General features: G+C 49.5%; 20 protein-coding genes. All 20 read left to right on the top strand.

From position 1 onward, the window contains the following. The coding region (locus C4542_05260) for a hypothetical protein (GenBank protein ID RJO61961.1) at positions 1–598 on the top strand (598 nt) is incomplete at its 5' end. 78 nt (positions 599–676) lie between these two features. Continuing rightward, positions 677–1,135, top strand: a complete 459-nt coding sequence (locus C4542_05255) for a hypothetical protein (protein ID RJO61960.1) — start codon at positions 677–679, stop codon at positions 1,133–1,135. Further along, positions 1,077–3,476, top strand: coding sequence for a hypothetical protein (locus tag C4542_05250; protein RJO61959.1), 2,400 nt, complete (start codon positions 1,077–1,079; stop codon positions 3,474–3,476). The genes C4542_05255 and C4542_05250 overlap by 59 nt, the downstream gene beginning before the upstream one ends. 318 nt (positions 3,477–3,794) lie before the next feature. After that, positions 3,795–4,466, top strand: coding sequence for a hypothetical protein (locus C4542_05245; protein ID RJO61958.1), 672 nt, complete (start codon positions 3,795–3,797; stop codon positions 4,464–4,466). 12 nt (positions 4,467–4,478) lie between these two features. After that, positions 4,479–4,781 (top strand): hypothetical protein, encoded by a 303-nt coding sequence (locus tag C4542_05240; GenBank protein RJO61957.1) that lies wholly within the window; start codon positions 4,479–4,481, stop codon positions 4,779–4,781. Next, positions 4,782–4,973: a hypothetical protein gene (locus C4542_05235; protein ID RJO61956.1), complete on the top strand. Its 192-nt coding sequence runs from the start codon at positions 4,782–4,784 to the stop codon at positions 4,971–4,973. Between the two features lie 37 nt (positions 4,974–5,010). Continuing rightward, the gene (gene ssb / locus C4542_05230) at positions 5,011–5,421 is read left to right on the top strand and encodes a single-stranded DNA-binding protein (protein RJO61955.1); all 411 of its coding nucleotides are present in this window, start codon (positions 5,011–5,013) and stop codon (positions 5,419–5,421) included. A gap of 51 nt (positions 5,422–5,472) precedes the next feature. Then, positions 5,473–6,771 carry a site-specific DNA-methyltransferase gene (locus C4542_05225; GenBank protein ID RJO61954.1) on the top strand — a complete coding sequence of 433 codons (1,299 nt, stop codon included), beginning with the start codon at positions 5,473–5,475 and terminating at the stop codon, positions 6,769–6,771. Positions 6,772–6,999: 228 nt separating this feature from the next. Continuing rightward, on the top strand, positions 7,000–7,506 hold the full coding sequence (locus C4542_05220; GenBank protein ID RJO61953.1) for a hypothetical protein: 507 nt from the start codon (positions 7,000–7,002) through the stop codon (positions 7,504–7,506). 414 nt (positions 7,507–7,920) lie between these two features. Continuing rightward, a complete protein-coding gene (locus C4542_05215) occupies positions 7,921–8,475 on the top strand; it encodes a hypothetical protein (protein RJO61952.1) in 555 nt (184 codons plus the stop codon). Positions 8,476–8,477: 2 nt separating this feature from the next. Further along, a complete protein-coding gene (locus C4542_05210; protein RJO61951.1) occupies positions 8,478–8,753 on the top strand; it encodes a hypothetical protein in 276 nt (91 codons plus the stop codon). A gap of 227 nt (positions 8,754–8,980) precedes the next feature. Beyond that, positions 8,981–9,586: a hypothetical protein gene (locus C4542_05205; protein RJO61950.1), complete on the top strand. Its 606-nt coding sequence runs from the start codon at positions 8,981–8,983 to the stop codon at positions 9,584–9,586. Positions 9,587–9,666: 80 nt separating this feature from the next. Beyond that, positions 9,667–10,368 (top strand): JAB domain-containing protein, encoded by a 702-nt coding sequence (locus tag C4542_05200; protein ID RJO61962.1) that lies wholly within the window; start codon positions 9,667–9,669, stop codon positions 10,366–10,368. Between the two features lie 66 nt (positions 10,369–10,434). Beyond that, positions 10,435–10,638: a hypothetical protein gene (locus C4542_05195; GenBank protein ID RJO61949.1), complete on the top strand. Its 204-nt coding sequence runs from the start codon at positions 10,435–10,437 to the stop codon at positions 10,636–10,638. Between the two features lie 25 nt (positions 10,639–10,663). Next, entirely contained in the window at positions 10,664–10,852 is a 189-nt protein-coding gene (locus C4542_05190) for a hypothetical protein (GenBank protein RJO61948.1), read from the top strand. A gap of 1 nt (position 10,853) precedes the next feature. Beyond that, a complete protein-coding gene (locus C4542_05185; GenBank protein ID RJO61947.1) occupies positions 10,854–11,276 on the top strand; it encodes a hypothetical protein in 423 nt (140 codons plus the stop codon). Between the two features lie 107 nt (positions 11,277–11,383). After that, entirely contained in the window at positions 11,384–12,019 is a 636-nt protein-coding gene (tmk, locus tag C4542_05180) for a dTMP kinase (GenBank protein RJO61946.1), read from the top strand. Between the two features lie 44 nt (positions 12,020–12,063). Beyond that, on the top strand, positions 12,064–12,249 hold the full coding sequence (locus C4542_05175; GenBank protein ID RJO61945.1) for a hypothetical protein: 186 nt from the start codon (positions 12,064–12,066) through the stop codon (positions 12,247–12,249). A 92-nt stretch (positions 12,250–12,341) separates the two neighbouring features. Continuing rightward, complete coding sequence (locus tag C4542_05170) at positions 12,342–13,364, top strand: hypothetical protein (protein ID RJO61944.1); 1,023 nt, start codon at positions 12,342–12,344, stop codon at positions 13,362–13,364. Then, complete coding sequence (locus C4542_05165) at positions 13,276–13,836, top strand: DUF1828 domain-containing protein (GenBank protein ID RJO61943.1); 561 nt, start codon at positions 13,276–13,278, stop codon at positions 13,834–13,836. Before C4542_05170 ends, C4542_05165 begins: the two co-directional genes overlap by 89 nt. Positions 13,837–13,953: the final 117 nt, after the last annotated feature.

Genomic DNA, 13,953 nt, shown 5'->3' with positions numbered 1-13,953 from the left:
CAAGTACCGGGACGGCAAGTATTTTTCCACCGCGGAGGTCGGCAAAACCCTGACCTACCGGGAGTACAGAAAACTTGCCGAACTCAAGCTGGTGGAGGTTTCCGACACAGACGCCTGGCGCGCCGAATTTGGGCTGGAAAAGCGGACAGAAAAGAAGTATGAGCAGATACCCGAAACCCACGCCAACGACGCCGCGGCCATGCTGATGGGTGTAACCAGGTGCGAGAATAATGCTGAAGCGCCTTTTTATGTCTGGCGTCGCCTGCAGTACGTCAGGCGGAGCCTCCACCGGCAGAATTTCCAGAAAGGCGGTAAGCGACCCCGGTTTGGCGGCACTGCTAATGGCGGCTTTTTCCGCAAAGGCGACTGGGTGGAAGTAGAGACCAAAACCGGGAAGGTGTGTGGCTGGGTGTGCGGCCTGCCGACAGAGAAAACGAAACTGGTAGGTGTGGCGGATACCGAAAACAAGCGCATAGGGCAGTTCAGCCCGAAAAAGGTAAGACTTCTGGCGAGAGCCGGAGGATTCTCATGGAAGGAGGCGAGAGGCCACATTCCTCCCCCGGCTGAAGCCGGAGGAATCCTGCGGCTGACATCTTGAGAGAAGGAGGGGCGTCCCCCGGCTGCGTCGTGAAGACGGGGGGGCAACCCCCGACGATCTTTCAGCCGGGTAACACATATGAAACTTCAGGTAATCTCGGAAAACCGTATGTTTGACACGGTACTCGATTTCGCTGTCCTTGACCGGAGCAACTACCTGCAGGCCGCGAGCTTTGGGGGTTTACAAACAGCCGTGAGCGCCGTCGGGGCTTCCATCGTACACGGCCTGGACAGCGCGGTTGTCGCGGGCGATAATAGCAAACTGGCCCACGCCCGCTTCGGCCATTACAAAAGGTTTGAATCGCCGCTCGGCAACGACCTTCACCACGGCTTCGTCTTAACAAAGGACGCCGTGTACACAGAAGAGCCGGAATCTCCGGTCGTGCTCGCCCCCGACGGCGATATATCCGAAGCTGTCGGAAAGTACATAGCCGCTCGATACACATTGCCGGTGGAATGGAGCCGAACAGATCAGCCGGGTGAAATCGCATTTCACCGAAGCGGACGGCATATCGCCTCATATCGCCGACTTGCTTAAAATACCCTTTCCCGCGCAGGCGTATGTCATCCAGGGCGTTACGAATTACTTGAAGCGGCATAAAAGCGCATTTATATGCGGCGATATGGGCACGGGGAAAACTGAGATCGCGCTTGGTATAATCCATGTTTTGTATAAAGAAAGAAACGCGAAAAGAGTGCTGGTGACCGCTCCCGGAATGGTGTTGCCGAAATGGGTGCAGGAAATACGCCAGACCATACCCTACGCGAAGGTAAGAGTGCTGCGATGCACAAAAGACGCCCTGCGGTTGGCGGAAGATATCCGCTCCGGCGTAAAACCGGACGGCCTCGAAATCGTCATGGTCGGCATTGACAGGGCGAAGCTCGGGCCGGAGCCGTGGCCTGGAGCGGTATGGAAGCGGGTAAAAGGTGAAAGGTATCATAGTTGGCACTGCCCGGACTGCGGCGGCGCGCTTCCCTCTCCGGAAATATTGCAGGAGTATTTGGAAGAACTCGAACATGACGCGGAAACCCTTCCGGAAATATACGCGTCATGGGGCGACATGGCGCTGGAACCGGCTATCCCGCCGCGGAACGGACAAAAAACAACGATTACCAGGTGCAACAGGCAAAGTAAGTTAAAGAAATGCCCGCATTGCGGCACAAGGCTGTGGCGGCCGGCGTCGGTGCAGCGGTCCGAGACGCGGATGAAGTCCAGGTGGTTTATCTGCCGCATACTGAAAAAATTGGGCAAAGTGTTTGACCTGTATATCGCTGACGAGGTACACCAGACAAAAGAGCAGAACAGCGGCAGGGGTTACGCTTTCGGCCAAATGGTAAAGTGCGCCGGAAAAGTAATCGGGCTGACCGGGACGCTGACAAACGGCAAATCAACCAGTATAAAAGAGATACTCTGGCGAACCGACCCGTTGCCGCTAATAACAGAAGGATTCGACTACAAAACCGGTAATTTGAAATGGGCGGCGCGGTACGGAACGATTGAAAGACGCGTCTATAAAGACAAACCTGAAGACAGCGGTATAATCACTGTCCGCAGATCCGCGGGGGAAAAAGTAACAGAAAAACCCGGTGTATCACCGGAGTTGACCGCGACGTACCTTTTGGACAGGTCGGTGTTTTTAGAACTGGGCGACATTGGATTGCCGCTGGTTGAACTGAAAGAGATCCCGGTGATTCTCGAAATGGACGCTGAGCATAAAAAAACGTACAGGAGCCTGCACGATGAGTTGTATGAAACGTGTAGAAAACAGCTTGCGGATGGCAAAGCGGGAGCGTTCGCAGCTCTCATACCGACCACTATAAACTACGCCGACAGGCCGGACATGGGCGTCCGTGTTTGGGTGGGAGACGATGCGGTTGCCGCCCCGGAGTTTGAGGAAAATTACTACCATTCCAAAGAGCGAAAACTGGTGGAGATTGTTCAGAGCGAGTTGGCGGAGAACCGCGGCGTAGTGGTATACACAAAATATACCAACAAATATGATATAAACAGCCGCCTGAAAAAGGTCCTGAACGACCACGGTATAGAAGCCTGCGTCCTGGACGCGTGCACCAGCCAGGAAGACCGGATGCGGTGGCTGGCTGAAAAAGAGAAAGCCGGCGTCAGGGTTATAATAGCCAACCTGAAGCTTGTGGAGACCGGCCTTGATCTTTTGCCGTGGCCTACGCTCATTTACTACCAACTGGACTACGAGGTCAACGCCGTCCGGCAGTCCGGCCGGCGCGCCTGGCGCATCGGACAGACCAGGGAATGCCGCAATTACTACCTTGTATATAATGAAAGCCAGCAGTTGGCGCAGTTTAAACACATCATGGCCGGCCGCGGCCATGCGATGTTCGTGGAAGGCCGGCTGGACCGGTCGGAACTGGCGGAGTACGCAATGGACCACAACACTACGATGGCTTACACCATAGCCCAATGCCTGGCGAGCGCCGACCTGGCCGATAAGTGGACCAGGCTTGCGGAAAAGGATATTGATCAAAAACTTTTGATGGTTTCCGAAAAAGAGTTCCTTGTCGCCGTGGAAGAAGCCAAGAAAAAACTGGTAGCCGAAACATTGCGCATGTGCGGCAAATCCGATGCGGAAATAGATGAGCTTGTCGGACGGAAAATCGTTCGACAGGACGAACAGGTTGAAACGGACATTGCCGACGAGCCTGAAACCGAAGATAGCAGTATCGGTTTATTGGTTTCAAGCGACAGAAACATGTTCCTGGATTTAGAAAACGGTGTAATGTTTCCGGGATACGGCATATTGCAGGACAGCAAGAAAACTTCGCGCAGGCGAAGAAGGCAAAGATCGTTGCAGGACAAAGAGTTTACACAGCTTTCAATTTTTATGGAGACCCCGGCGGTTTGAGCCGGGGTTTTCTTTTTTAAATGAAAAACAGCTATGCGGGTGGCTGGAAAGCGAATCCCGCTCAAAGAAAGGAGGCAAAGAAATGATGAGGTTAGAGTTCACAAAGAACAAGGAAACCAAAAACACAATCCAATACCTGAAAGTAGAAGAAGGATGGGTAAAGGTCGGCACACTGTATGTGCAAAAAGCAGCGGTAGCCCAGGAAAAATTAGGCGACAAGATCGTCGTTGAGATCAAGTCCGCCGAGTAGGACACTATAAAAGGAAGGGTTAATACCCCCCTGTCCTTTCATCTACAAACGGAAGGAAGTGAGGTAATGTGGTTTATGCAACAGAAGAGACAATTAAAGAAATCAACAGCAGAATTTCTGGTCAAATGAAGTTTATCGAAAACAGAAAAAAGGGTAACTTCACAGACCTGCTCGGGGAAGAGGTAGTAATAGAAAACATCGAATTCATGGCGTCAAAATACTATAACTGTGAAAACGCAGTATTCACAATTGTAGGAGATAATCAAAACCACTATAGAACATGTGCAAGCGTCATCGTGGAAGACATGAAAAAAGTTCAAGAATCGCTGGGAAAAGACGGCTTAGGGTGGAGCGATGTAGGCGTAACGTTTGAGAAAAGAATGGGAAACAAACAGCGCTATTACATAGTGAATTTTAGATTATTAAAACCGGATCAAACGGTTCAAACTCAATCGCCGCAAAATCAACCTGAGCCGCCGAAAGCGCCCGAGGAGGCAATAGAAAAAGTTATCGGGGTCGTGGTTCGCGTTCAGGAGTTAAAGAAAAACGGTAAAACCGTAAAAGGCATCGCCATCGCGCTGGAAAGTAAACCGGGCGAAGTACTTATGTGCATCGACCCGAACAACTTCGGCGGGTGGGTAGAGGAAAAAATGGAAGTAATTGCAAGGGTTGCGCCCATCCCAAACACGAAGTATTTCAGAATTGAAGAAATTCTGGCGAATGACGATAGCCCGTTTTAAGGAGGAAAATGTATGATTAAGACAGCGCCAATCCCGGCGCTCACAGCGAAAGAACCGGCTGACCGGCTGGAAGAGTTTTACCGTAAAATCGGTTGGGACGGGGAAATGACAGTTGACCCGTCCAAGGTAAAGGTCACCGGGGATGATTACCAGCGAATCCTGGAAGTAGAACGCGAGCACGCGCGGAAAATTTATACGAAGCTATCCAGTTCAGACATTGCCTGCGGCATTAATATATTCTGGTGCAACTCCGGACCTTCAGGCTCCGGCAAGACGCCTGGTATGGTGGAATTACATGCGGGGTGGGTGTTCTGAATGATATATCGCATATACGAAGCGCGGAACGTTGGCGAAGACGGTGTTTACCGCGTGGCGATGTCCAGCGTTCGGGAAGTATCCTTCCGGGGCGAGATTGCTCGGGGCAAGAGACTGGTACATTTACTGCGCATGGTCGCCGAGACGGACGACCGTAACAAAGCGCGGCAAATGGCCGACTGCGAAGCGTAATGGCCAATTGGCCCATAATTTAAAAGGAGGCTAAAAAGTGTTAAACAGAGTAGTATTAATCGGTCGTTTAGCCCACGACCCGGAACTCCGGTATACCCCGTCCGGAACAGCAGTAACCAGCTTCACGATTGCTGTTGACCGCAGCCGTAAAAACGCACAGGGCGAGCGGGAGGCTGATTTTATCAACATCGTGGTGTGGCAGAAACTGGCCGAGACGTGCGCCAACTACATCGGCAAGGGACGGCTGGTAGCGGTGGACGGGCGGCTGCAAACTCGCTCATATGAGGATAAAGAGGGCATCCGGAGGAAAGTCGCAGAAGTGGTGGCTGAAAATATCAGGTTCCTGGACTGGCCGAAGAACAGCGAAAATGCTGCTAACGGTTCAGGTAGTTCGGGTGACGAACTAGGGACAGGAATCGATTTCAACGACGAAGATGTGCCGTTTTAAACAAAAAGCCGGGTTAACGCCCGGCTTTTTGTAATGAAGGGGTGATGTTTCATCGTTAACGAAATTATCCGCGGCGATTGCCGTGATGCGCTAAAACGGTTGCCTGATGAATCGGTTGACCTGATTCTAACATCCCCGCCGTACTGGTATCTACGGGATTACGGCGAGGAGGCCGTCAGTGCCTGGGGCGGGTCGTCGGATTGTTTGCACGAGTGGGGTGAAAAAAATTATTGCTGCGAATGCGGAGCATGGCGTGGCCAATTGGGACACGAACCGGACTGGCGGCTTTATATTCGCCACCTGTCCGAAATATTTTCCGAATGCAGGCGCGTGCTGAAAAAACACGGCAACATGGTTGTGAACATCGGGGATAGCTTTGCCGGGAGTAGAAGCGGCAATCGCGGCAAGAACAGTGCGTTAACCGAAAGAACGGTTGCTGCAGCACAAGTTATGAAAAGGCATATGGTTGATAGTTCCGACCCAGTGGGCATGAAGCTGGGCATTCCCTGGCGCGTTCGATTTGCTCTGAATGAAACGGGGTGGATTAGCAGGGACGATATTATCTGGGCAAAGCCGAATGCCATGCCCTCTTCCGTCAAATCCAGGTTTAATACTGTATACGAAACGGTATTCCGGTTCACAAAAAACAGCAAACCGGGTTGCTACTGTCAACTTCGGACATCAGCTCCGTTTGAAATCGAAAAAGAATTTAGAAAAAGATGCGCCGCGTGGGGGTCGGTCGGTGTCCTGCCGGTGGATATGTGTGAACCGGAGTGGAACCAGTATCTAGTCAGATTAAGCGCATATTTCGATCTTGATGCGGTGCGGAAGCCGCTGAAAGAAAGCACGGTGAAAAGGTGCCTTCAGCCTACTTTAGGCCGGCAAGGCGATGGGAAAAGCGTGCAAAGAATAGCCAGTATGCCCAAATCATGGACAAGAACTGACAGAGAAATTCGCTTCAGCATGAAAGAGAGAATATGCCGTGAACAAGGCAAATACGGTGGTTTTAGTGTATCCCGCACGACAGACGGTTTACATGATAACCGGTGGGACAAATATTTTCACCCTTATGGTAGAAATCCCGGCGATGTCTGGAGAATCCCCACCACGTCGAACCACGAGGAACACTTTGCTATTTTTCCGGAATCGCTGGTGTCGCGCCTGGTTCTGGCGTTGTGCCCTCCGGGCGGCATTATACTCGACCCGTTCTGCGGTTCCGGTACTACGCTTGTTGTAGCGGAAAGATATGGTAGGAGATGGCTGGGTATCGATATAGTAGAGAGATTCTGCGAAATAGCGGAGAAAAGAGTAGAGCCCGAAGCCCGGCAGACAAAGATTAAGTTTGTATAGCCAACGATCCCGGCCTAACCCGCCGGGGTTTTCTTTTTTTTAGAAGCAAATAAATATTCAGGCGGCTAAAAGCAAAGCCTGCCAAAGAAAAGAAAGGAGCGTTAAAAAATGCGGTTGTTTAAATTCATAGTCAAGAAACTGCGCGAAAAGCGCAAAAGAAAGAGGTGGCTGGCTTACTTCCGCTCCAGCGGAACGATAAGGTAGTCGGTCAGATGAGAAGGTGATTAAATGTTAGCAGTGGACATTGACAACACGATAGCAAACACAAGCAAGTCGATGCTGCACTTTGGAATGAGAATCGACAAATACCCGGCGAATGTTCCATCCGGGTTTTGGAGCGGTCCAAAAGGTTTAAAGGTTTTCATGAACGCACTGCCGATGGCGGGCGCGGTAGAAACGTTGCAATTGTTGACATGCGGAGAACCGTTGTTGTACATCACCGCCCGCCCGGCAGAGTCCGTATTTGTCACAAAAAGGTGGCTGATCATGCACGGATTTCCGCCGGGTAAAATCGTTTTTACCGAAGACAAGCTTGATGTATCAAAGATGCTCGGGGTTGAAATGATTTTCGAAGACGACCCCGCGCAGGCCATTAAACTGGCCAAGCATGGAATTGTTGTAGGGTTAATCAGTCAGCCATATAACAAAAAGGTAAAACACAAAAGGATAATACGCTTTGACGGATGGAAATCCGTGAGGCGTAAGATAGCGCCCGGTAACGGCGTCGTAAGGTAAAAGCAGGCGGCCCGGACCGCCTTAACTCACAAAAAAGGAGGTGGGTAGGGCGGCTGCCGGGAAACCGCCCTGGAAGATGAAACGCACCCGCCGGGGGCTGTCAACCCTGGCAGATATAAAAAACCGAAAGGCAGGTACAAAAGTGAATTATTACCTTGACGGGTCTCACCTTGACGAGTCTCTTAACCGTGTGCGTGGGTACGCGACAACATGCTTCATGTGTGGTAAGTTTTTAGCTACTGGCGAAGCATATTACCAACTTTTCTTTGAGCATTTTAAATCTATAGCGTGTTGCACAACATGCGCAGGCACGCTAAGCCCGGAATCCATGCCCGGGCTTAGCGGTTTTAAAAAAAAGCGGTGCGGTTAATGAAAAAGGAGGTGGACAGGGCAGCTGAAGGCCGCCCTGGAAAAATGAAAATTGTCTATGTGAAAGTGAAAAACAAAACCCTACCCGGAGACAGAAACGTTGAAGGTTGGGGCGTTCTGGTCAACGGGAACCTTATAGCCACAGATAGCCTTCAGGATTTCTTGACGTGTGGCGAAATTACTGAAAGATTGGCCCAAGCGCTAAACGCTCCGCTGGAGAATCGTATTGTGGAAGTATCTAACAAATGGAACTGGGTGAGCGACGTGCTTCCCAAAGTAGGCGTCTCCCCGGAGCAACCGAAACATACCCCTGAAGGTGTTCTCCGTTCGCGCCTTGACGCTTTGCGAAACGGCGATTCAAAAACCGACTGTTTTCTCAACACCATAGAAGAGGTTCTACGGCTGTACATCTTTATTACTTCTTATGTGGCTGCTAACAGGGAAAGCGCAGACTGGCCGGAACTGGCTGTTGAAATGTTGGAGGATGAAGATTGCTGGCCGGAAAACACCGATCCTGATGTGTTGGCGGCGTTTGAAGCATGTCGGGCGAGAGAAATTAACTACCGTCGTCAACGAGAAAGTGAACGAGGAGGTAAGTAAAAATGGGTCTTGACATAGGAAAAGTAAGCATCGAGTATCTCCCGCGGCCATCAAGTAAAGCGGCTAATGAGTTTGCTCAGTGGTTAGCTGAAGAAGCTGACTGTACTGGAGACGAGAACTCCTTCGGGTTCTTCCTTAAAGATAAAGTTTTGGGGATGGTCGAAGAATACGGTCAAGATGAAGAACTCAGTCAAAAAGATATTAAGAAAATTACCAGGTGGGTGGAAAGCCTGCCCTGGGACGAAGACGGTTGCTTAACGCTGTATTTTAGCTGGTGATAAAACCGAAACAAGGGGGATAGACCAATGACTAAAACCAAAAAACAGGTTCGCCCTGTCATTCAAGTAATACGTCGGTTCGATTATGAAGAAGGCGTATGGAAAAACGTCCGGAAGGACAAACCCAGGGCGAAATCCGCATAGCGACAGGCCGGTGCCCGGCTTAAACCTGTTCAACAGAAAGGAGGAACGGGGGTGGGCCGGATGGGTCTGCCCCCCTGTATACCATGAAAAAGCTTTATATTTGTGGCCGCAAAAATAAAATACTGCTGTGTTTCAGCGACGATGGTTGTATTAACCCAAAAGACGCCGAAAAGTGGGCTCGTTTAATCGCCAGAGAGTGGGGTGAAATCAACGAGCAGAAAAAAGTTAAGGCGTCCGGTTTACCCGGCCTCGTCTGGTTGTTCGATTGCGCGGGCCACGGCGGATACATCATGGTCGCTTCCATGTTTGACGTGCCGGAGACGCTGCACAAGTATGCTGTTGACGGTATTGCAGTTTGGAACAAAGAATGGGTTAAAAAATACGGTGAACCATATAACGGTATTACGGTCTTCCGGTTTGAGGAAGACTGCAACTGGGCCATATTCGAAACGACATATCCGGATGTTGCGACATGGCGCGTCTATAACAGAGAAAAAGAATGGTCCAAAAATCCGGTGTTAATCGATGTGGACGCTGGCGAAGAAAGTTTGCTTGACCCCAAAAGGGCGTTGCTTGCCAGAGAGCGGTTGGCTTCGCCTGACGAAATGCAGCGATTAACAGAAGAACGGTTAGAATCAGCAAAGAAAACCGTTGCCAGGTGGTGTTCTGAAGACGCCAAAATAGTATAAATACCATTCGGCCCGAACCTATCCGCTTTGAGAAAGGAGGAATGGGGGCGGGCCGGATGGGTCTGCCCCCTTTATGTTTTATGAAAGAAAATTTATGGGATGACGACGTATTGGAAAAATATACGGTGAGAAAAAAGAAGCCGTTAGCCTGTATAGCCAGAGAAAACGCGGTAAAATACGGCGTCGGCTGCAACCGCGCCGAGCTTCCTGAAATACTTGCCGCCCTCATAGGCGTCGTTCCGGACGAAACCATGAACGCATTGCTGTCCGAAAACATACAAAAATTAGCCGATAAATCCGAAGAAGAGCTGATGAGCCTGCCTGGGGTCGGCAAAGAAAAAGCATTGCGCTTAACAGCGGCGTTTGAGCTTGCCCGAAGGTTGATGAAAGCAGCGCCGGCAGAATTGCCGGTTATAAAAAGTCCACAGGACGTTGCTTCTCTTTTTATGGATGAGATGCGTTACTTAGAACAAGAGCGTTTCCGGGTGCTTTTGCTGAACGTTAAAAACCGTCTTATTGGTGAGGCGGATATATATGTAGGCACATTAAACTCAACACCAGCGCACCCGCGCGAAGTGTTCAGGCAGGCTATTAGGCGAAACGCAGCGGCGGTTATCCTGGTGCACAACCACCCCAGCGGCGATCCCGAACCTAGCAGGGAAGACGTCGACGTAACAAAAAGACTTGTTGATGTGGGGAAGACAATCGGCATCGAAGTGCTGGATCACGTTGTCATCGGAGACGGCCGCTGGTTGAGTATGAAGGCGAAGTGTTTAATTTAAAAAAACGAGCAGGGGCGGCGGTTAAACCACTCGCCCCTTAGTTAACGTAGAGAAGGAGGGCACAAAATGCCGAAATATAAAGTCACGCTTTGCTATTCGACGTATAGGACGGTCGATGTTGAGGCGGCGAATATGGCCGCTGCGCTCGTGGAGGCAGATAAGAAGCCGCCTGGCCCATATGATAAAGCCGAGATAATAGCAAACCTCGCACGTTGGAGCGAAGGAGACGATGTGGTAATTTGCAAAAGCGAAAACAAAAGCGAGGTTTAAATAGAAATTTAGATAAGGAAGGAAAATGATCATGAAAAAATATGAAGTGTGTCTTTACCACAGCACATATCAGAGAATCGAAGTGGAAGCAAACAGCAGGGAAGAAGCGCACAAAAAGGCTACAGAAAAAGAATTAGATAAAGACGAAATAATAGGAAATCTGGAAAGATGGCCTGAAGCCGACGAGATAAAACTAACAAAAGACGAGGACTAAAATGCCAATACACCTTCAGAGCTTTTTCTACCGCCGAACCGTAAAACCGGTTTACTCGATCGCCCGCTGGCAGCCCGGATTTTGCAAATACCCGGTTATAGAACCGTTCGTTCCAGTACACCAGGGGCGCGCCATCCGGCACTATCCGCCGGATAAATACCTGACGCTTTATGCCGAAGCGGTGAAAAGCCGATTGGGTGAAGTGGAAAACGCCATAAATAATTTAAAACGCTTAAAAGATGCAACGCTCTGCTGCTGGTGTAACCAACAAAGGCAGAAAAAATACGAAAAACTGTTCTGTCACACCATTCTGGTGGGGTTCCTGTTGGAACACCACGGCATACCCGTCGTCTATCGCGACGGCAGGGAAAATCCCATTTGGGATATAGAGGACAGGAAACGGTTTCTTAGTCTGATTTACTAAAATAGCTCAACCCCGGCGATATAAGCCGGGGTTGACTTGTTTATAACAAAAAACAAATTATTGCGGGCAGCTTTAAGATAAACCCGCCAAAAGAAAGGAGTGAAACAATGATAATATGTTTCGAAGGCATCGATGGATGCGGCAAAAGCACCCAGGTGAATATCATAGCCGGCGTGCTGCGCCAGAAAGGCTACAACCCGTGCATAGTAAAACATCCCGGTCAAACTGAATTCGGCGCGCAGGTGAGAAAGATAATCCTCGAAGGGGTTCAGCCGGTTTCGGATTTGGCTCACCGGCTGCTGTTCTGGGCAGACTTTTTTGAAAGCATGGAGCAGTACAGAAGCGAAGAATGCCTGATTTTCGACAGACACCCGAGGTACAGCAACTACGCTTATGGTGGTGGAATGGTACAACATGGGGAAGAGCAACGTTCTCTGGTAAAAACGCTTCGTCTGAGACAATTGATTATGCTTGATGATGTGTTAAAGGAAAGTTATCCAGTCCCGGACAAGACGTTTATTATCGACGTTCCTGTCGGTGAAGCCATGAAAAGAATAGAGCAACGAGGGGAAAAAACGATTATTGAAAGCAGAGGAAGGCTGTACTTTAATGACGTGCGTAGAGCGTATCAATCGTTCGTTAAAGGGGTACTTGACGAGGCGTTTGATGAAGTCATTCTGATCGATGGGACGGGCACGGTGGAGCAGATTACAAGCGACATCTTAAGCCACATGGGGATGTAAGTCGCGCCGGGGGCGGTAAGCCCCGGCAGAAAGGAGATGTTGAGGTGTTTCTTAAGACTAAATACTATCCGGTAGACATCAACGCCAAGATAATCTACGACGATCCCCAGCGCACCGAAGGTAAATGCAGCCTCAACGGTAATTATCGCGGCAAGGGGACCATCGGCATTAAGGGACAGCGGCTAAATGCCTTTAGTTGCTATAAAGAATTTAAGGTGGTGTCAGTTTGAGCCATTTACTGGTTTAAATAGCAAAAGCACATCCAGGAACCCACGGGAAAACCTTGTGGGTTCCTGGATTAGTACAAAAGGAGTTGTTATTCTTGGAATACTTTGAAACAGTAAAACAGACATACGTCGAGAACTGGCCAGCCGGCCTGATGAACCATTCTATCTCGACAGTTCACTTTCCTCTATCTGAAGATGAAGTAAACGCCCTGATCAACATGAACTACATGACGGTAGAAGACGGAAGAACGCCCACGGAAGACGATCTGCGGATCGCCGCCAAACTTGCAGAGAGGATAGACGGCTACATCGCTCAATTCCCGCGCGGCGCTTTCGTCCGCCTGGGCAGCCGGAGTCCGAAGGATAGTTATGAGGCCCACAAAAAATCATTCCGCTATCATAGCGGGAGGGAAGCCATCACTGCCTTGTGCGACAGCGAGCGAATTCACGACGATTTACATCTGGCCAAAGCCAACAACTACACGCCTCATATAGTCGTTCGAGAGTGGATAGTCATCAAACCCTGGCAGGAGTTCAGGTGCTTCTACAAAAACAGGCGGCTGGTCGGCATCTCACAGTACAACTACCTGAAAAGAGAAGTGTTTCCCGAGGTCGTAGAGATGGCCGGCAGTATCGAGTGGGCCATCAGGATAAAAAGCGGCATGGTGGCTAATTTGCTCCCGGCTGACGATGTGGTTGTGGACTACATTTACAAACAAAGAAAATATGGGAACGAAATAATTAACGAAGCAATAATGCTCGAAGTTAACCCGTTTATAATTTACACTGACCCCTGCCTGTTCAACTGGTCGAAAGATAAGTTCGATCAACTTGAATTTCGGTATTATGGTCAATTTCCAAAGGAAATATTGCGGTTAGTAAAGGAAGAAAACCACCATAAATTACTTGTAGACGCGAAAACACTGGAAGAAAACTTCCGGCAATATGTAAAAGATTATAAAATCGAACTGACACCCAAAAAATCAAGAGAAGTGGAAAGATATCTTGGCTTATACAAAATAGAACCAAGTGAACAAATTGCTTACGAATTATTCAGCGTCGTTGCTGATCAAGCCTACAAACTTTCTGGTTATTGGTATAGAAAAACCAGCATTTAACACCAATAATCGAAACAGACTGAACAAGCAAAAGTCTGTATTATTTCCGAAGGGAGGCTTCACCGTGAACCAGCAGAAGTTGTGCCAGCATCTTATCGACGCCTACCCGGAATGGCTGCGTAAAGGCTTTTCTATTGAGCATTTAGTGAATGTATATAAGATTACGACTCCCTTCCTGGACAGGCACAATGATTGCTTGCAAGTTTATGCGTTAAAGGAAATTAAAAGAATTATCCTGAGCGACGACGGTTACACCGTTGCGGATCTTCGAACGAGTGGTTTGGATCTGAGCACCCCGAAACAGAAGGCCGTGCTGCAAACTATCCTCAACGGATACGGAGTCAAGATGAATAGAGAACGTCTGTACGTCGAAGCGTCTTATCGAAATATCGGTCAAAAGATGCATTCGCTTATCCAGGCCATGCTGTCCGTAAATAACATGTTTATAATGGTTCAGAACGGGGAGGAGTAGCTATGCTCGTTACCGAAGAAGCGCTCCAAAAAGTAGACAACCATTGGGCAGTATTAGCTGTCGGACGCTCTAAACGTGATAACTGTTTAAACGCGGCCAAAGACAGATTGGTTCGTT

The organism is Dehalococcoidia bacterium, assembly GCA_003597995.1.
Taxonomy (GTDB): domain Bacteria; phylum Chloroflexota; class Dehalococcoidia; order Dehalococcoidales; family UBA1222; genus SURF-27.
This window is presented reverse-complemented; position numbering and strand designations above follow the sequence as displayed.

Coding starts and splice junctions, on each gene's coding strand:
- tmk (RJO61946.1), top strand. CDS start 11,384: ATGATAATATGTTTCGAAGGCATCGATGGATGCGGCAAAAGCACCCAG.
- C4542_05190 (RJO61948.1), top strand. CDS start 10,664: ATGATCATGAAAAAATATGAAGTGTGTCTTTACCACAGCACATATCAG.
- C4542_05220 (RJO61953.1), top strand. CDS start 7,000: ATGTTAGCAGTGGACATTGACAACACGATAGCAAACACAAGCAAGTCG.
- C4542_05185 (RJO61947.1), top strand. CDS start 10,854: ATGCCAATACACCTTCAGAGCTTTTTCTACCGCCGAACCGTAAAACCG.
- C4542_05240 (RJO61957.1), top strand. CDS start 4,479: ATGATTAAGACAGCGCCAATCCCGGCGCTCACAGCGAAAGAACCGGCT.
- C4542_05205 (RJO61950.1), top strand. CDS start 8,981: ATGAAAAAGCTTTATATTTGTGGCCGCAAAAATAAAATACTGCTGTGT.
- C4542_05235 (RJO61956.1), top strand. CDS start 4,782: ATGATATATCGCATATACGAAGCGCGGAACGTTGGCGAAGACGGTGTT.
- C4542_05255 (RJO61960.1), top strand. CDS start 677: ATGAAACTTCAGGTAATCTCGGAAAACCGTATGTTTGACACGGTACTC.
- C4542_05200 (RJO61962.1), top strand. CDS start 9,667: ATGAAAGAAAATTTATGGGATGACGACGTATTGGAAAAATATACGGTG.
- C4542_05210 (RJO61951.1), top strand. CDS start 8,478: ATGGGTCTTGACATAGGAAAAGTAAGCATCGAGTATCTCCCGCGGCCA.
- C4542_05215 (RJO61952.1), top strand. CDS start 7,921: ATGAAAATTGTCTATGTGAAAGTGAAAAACAAAACCCTACCCGGAGAC.
- C4542_05195 (RJO61949.1), top strand. CDS start 10,435: ATGCCGAAATATAAAGTCACGCTTTGCTATTCGACGTATAGGACGGTC.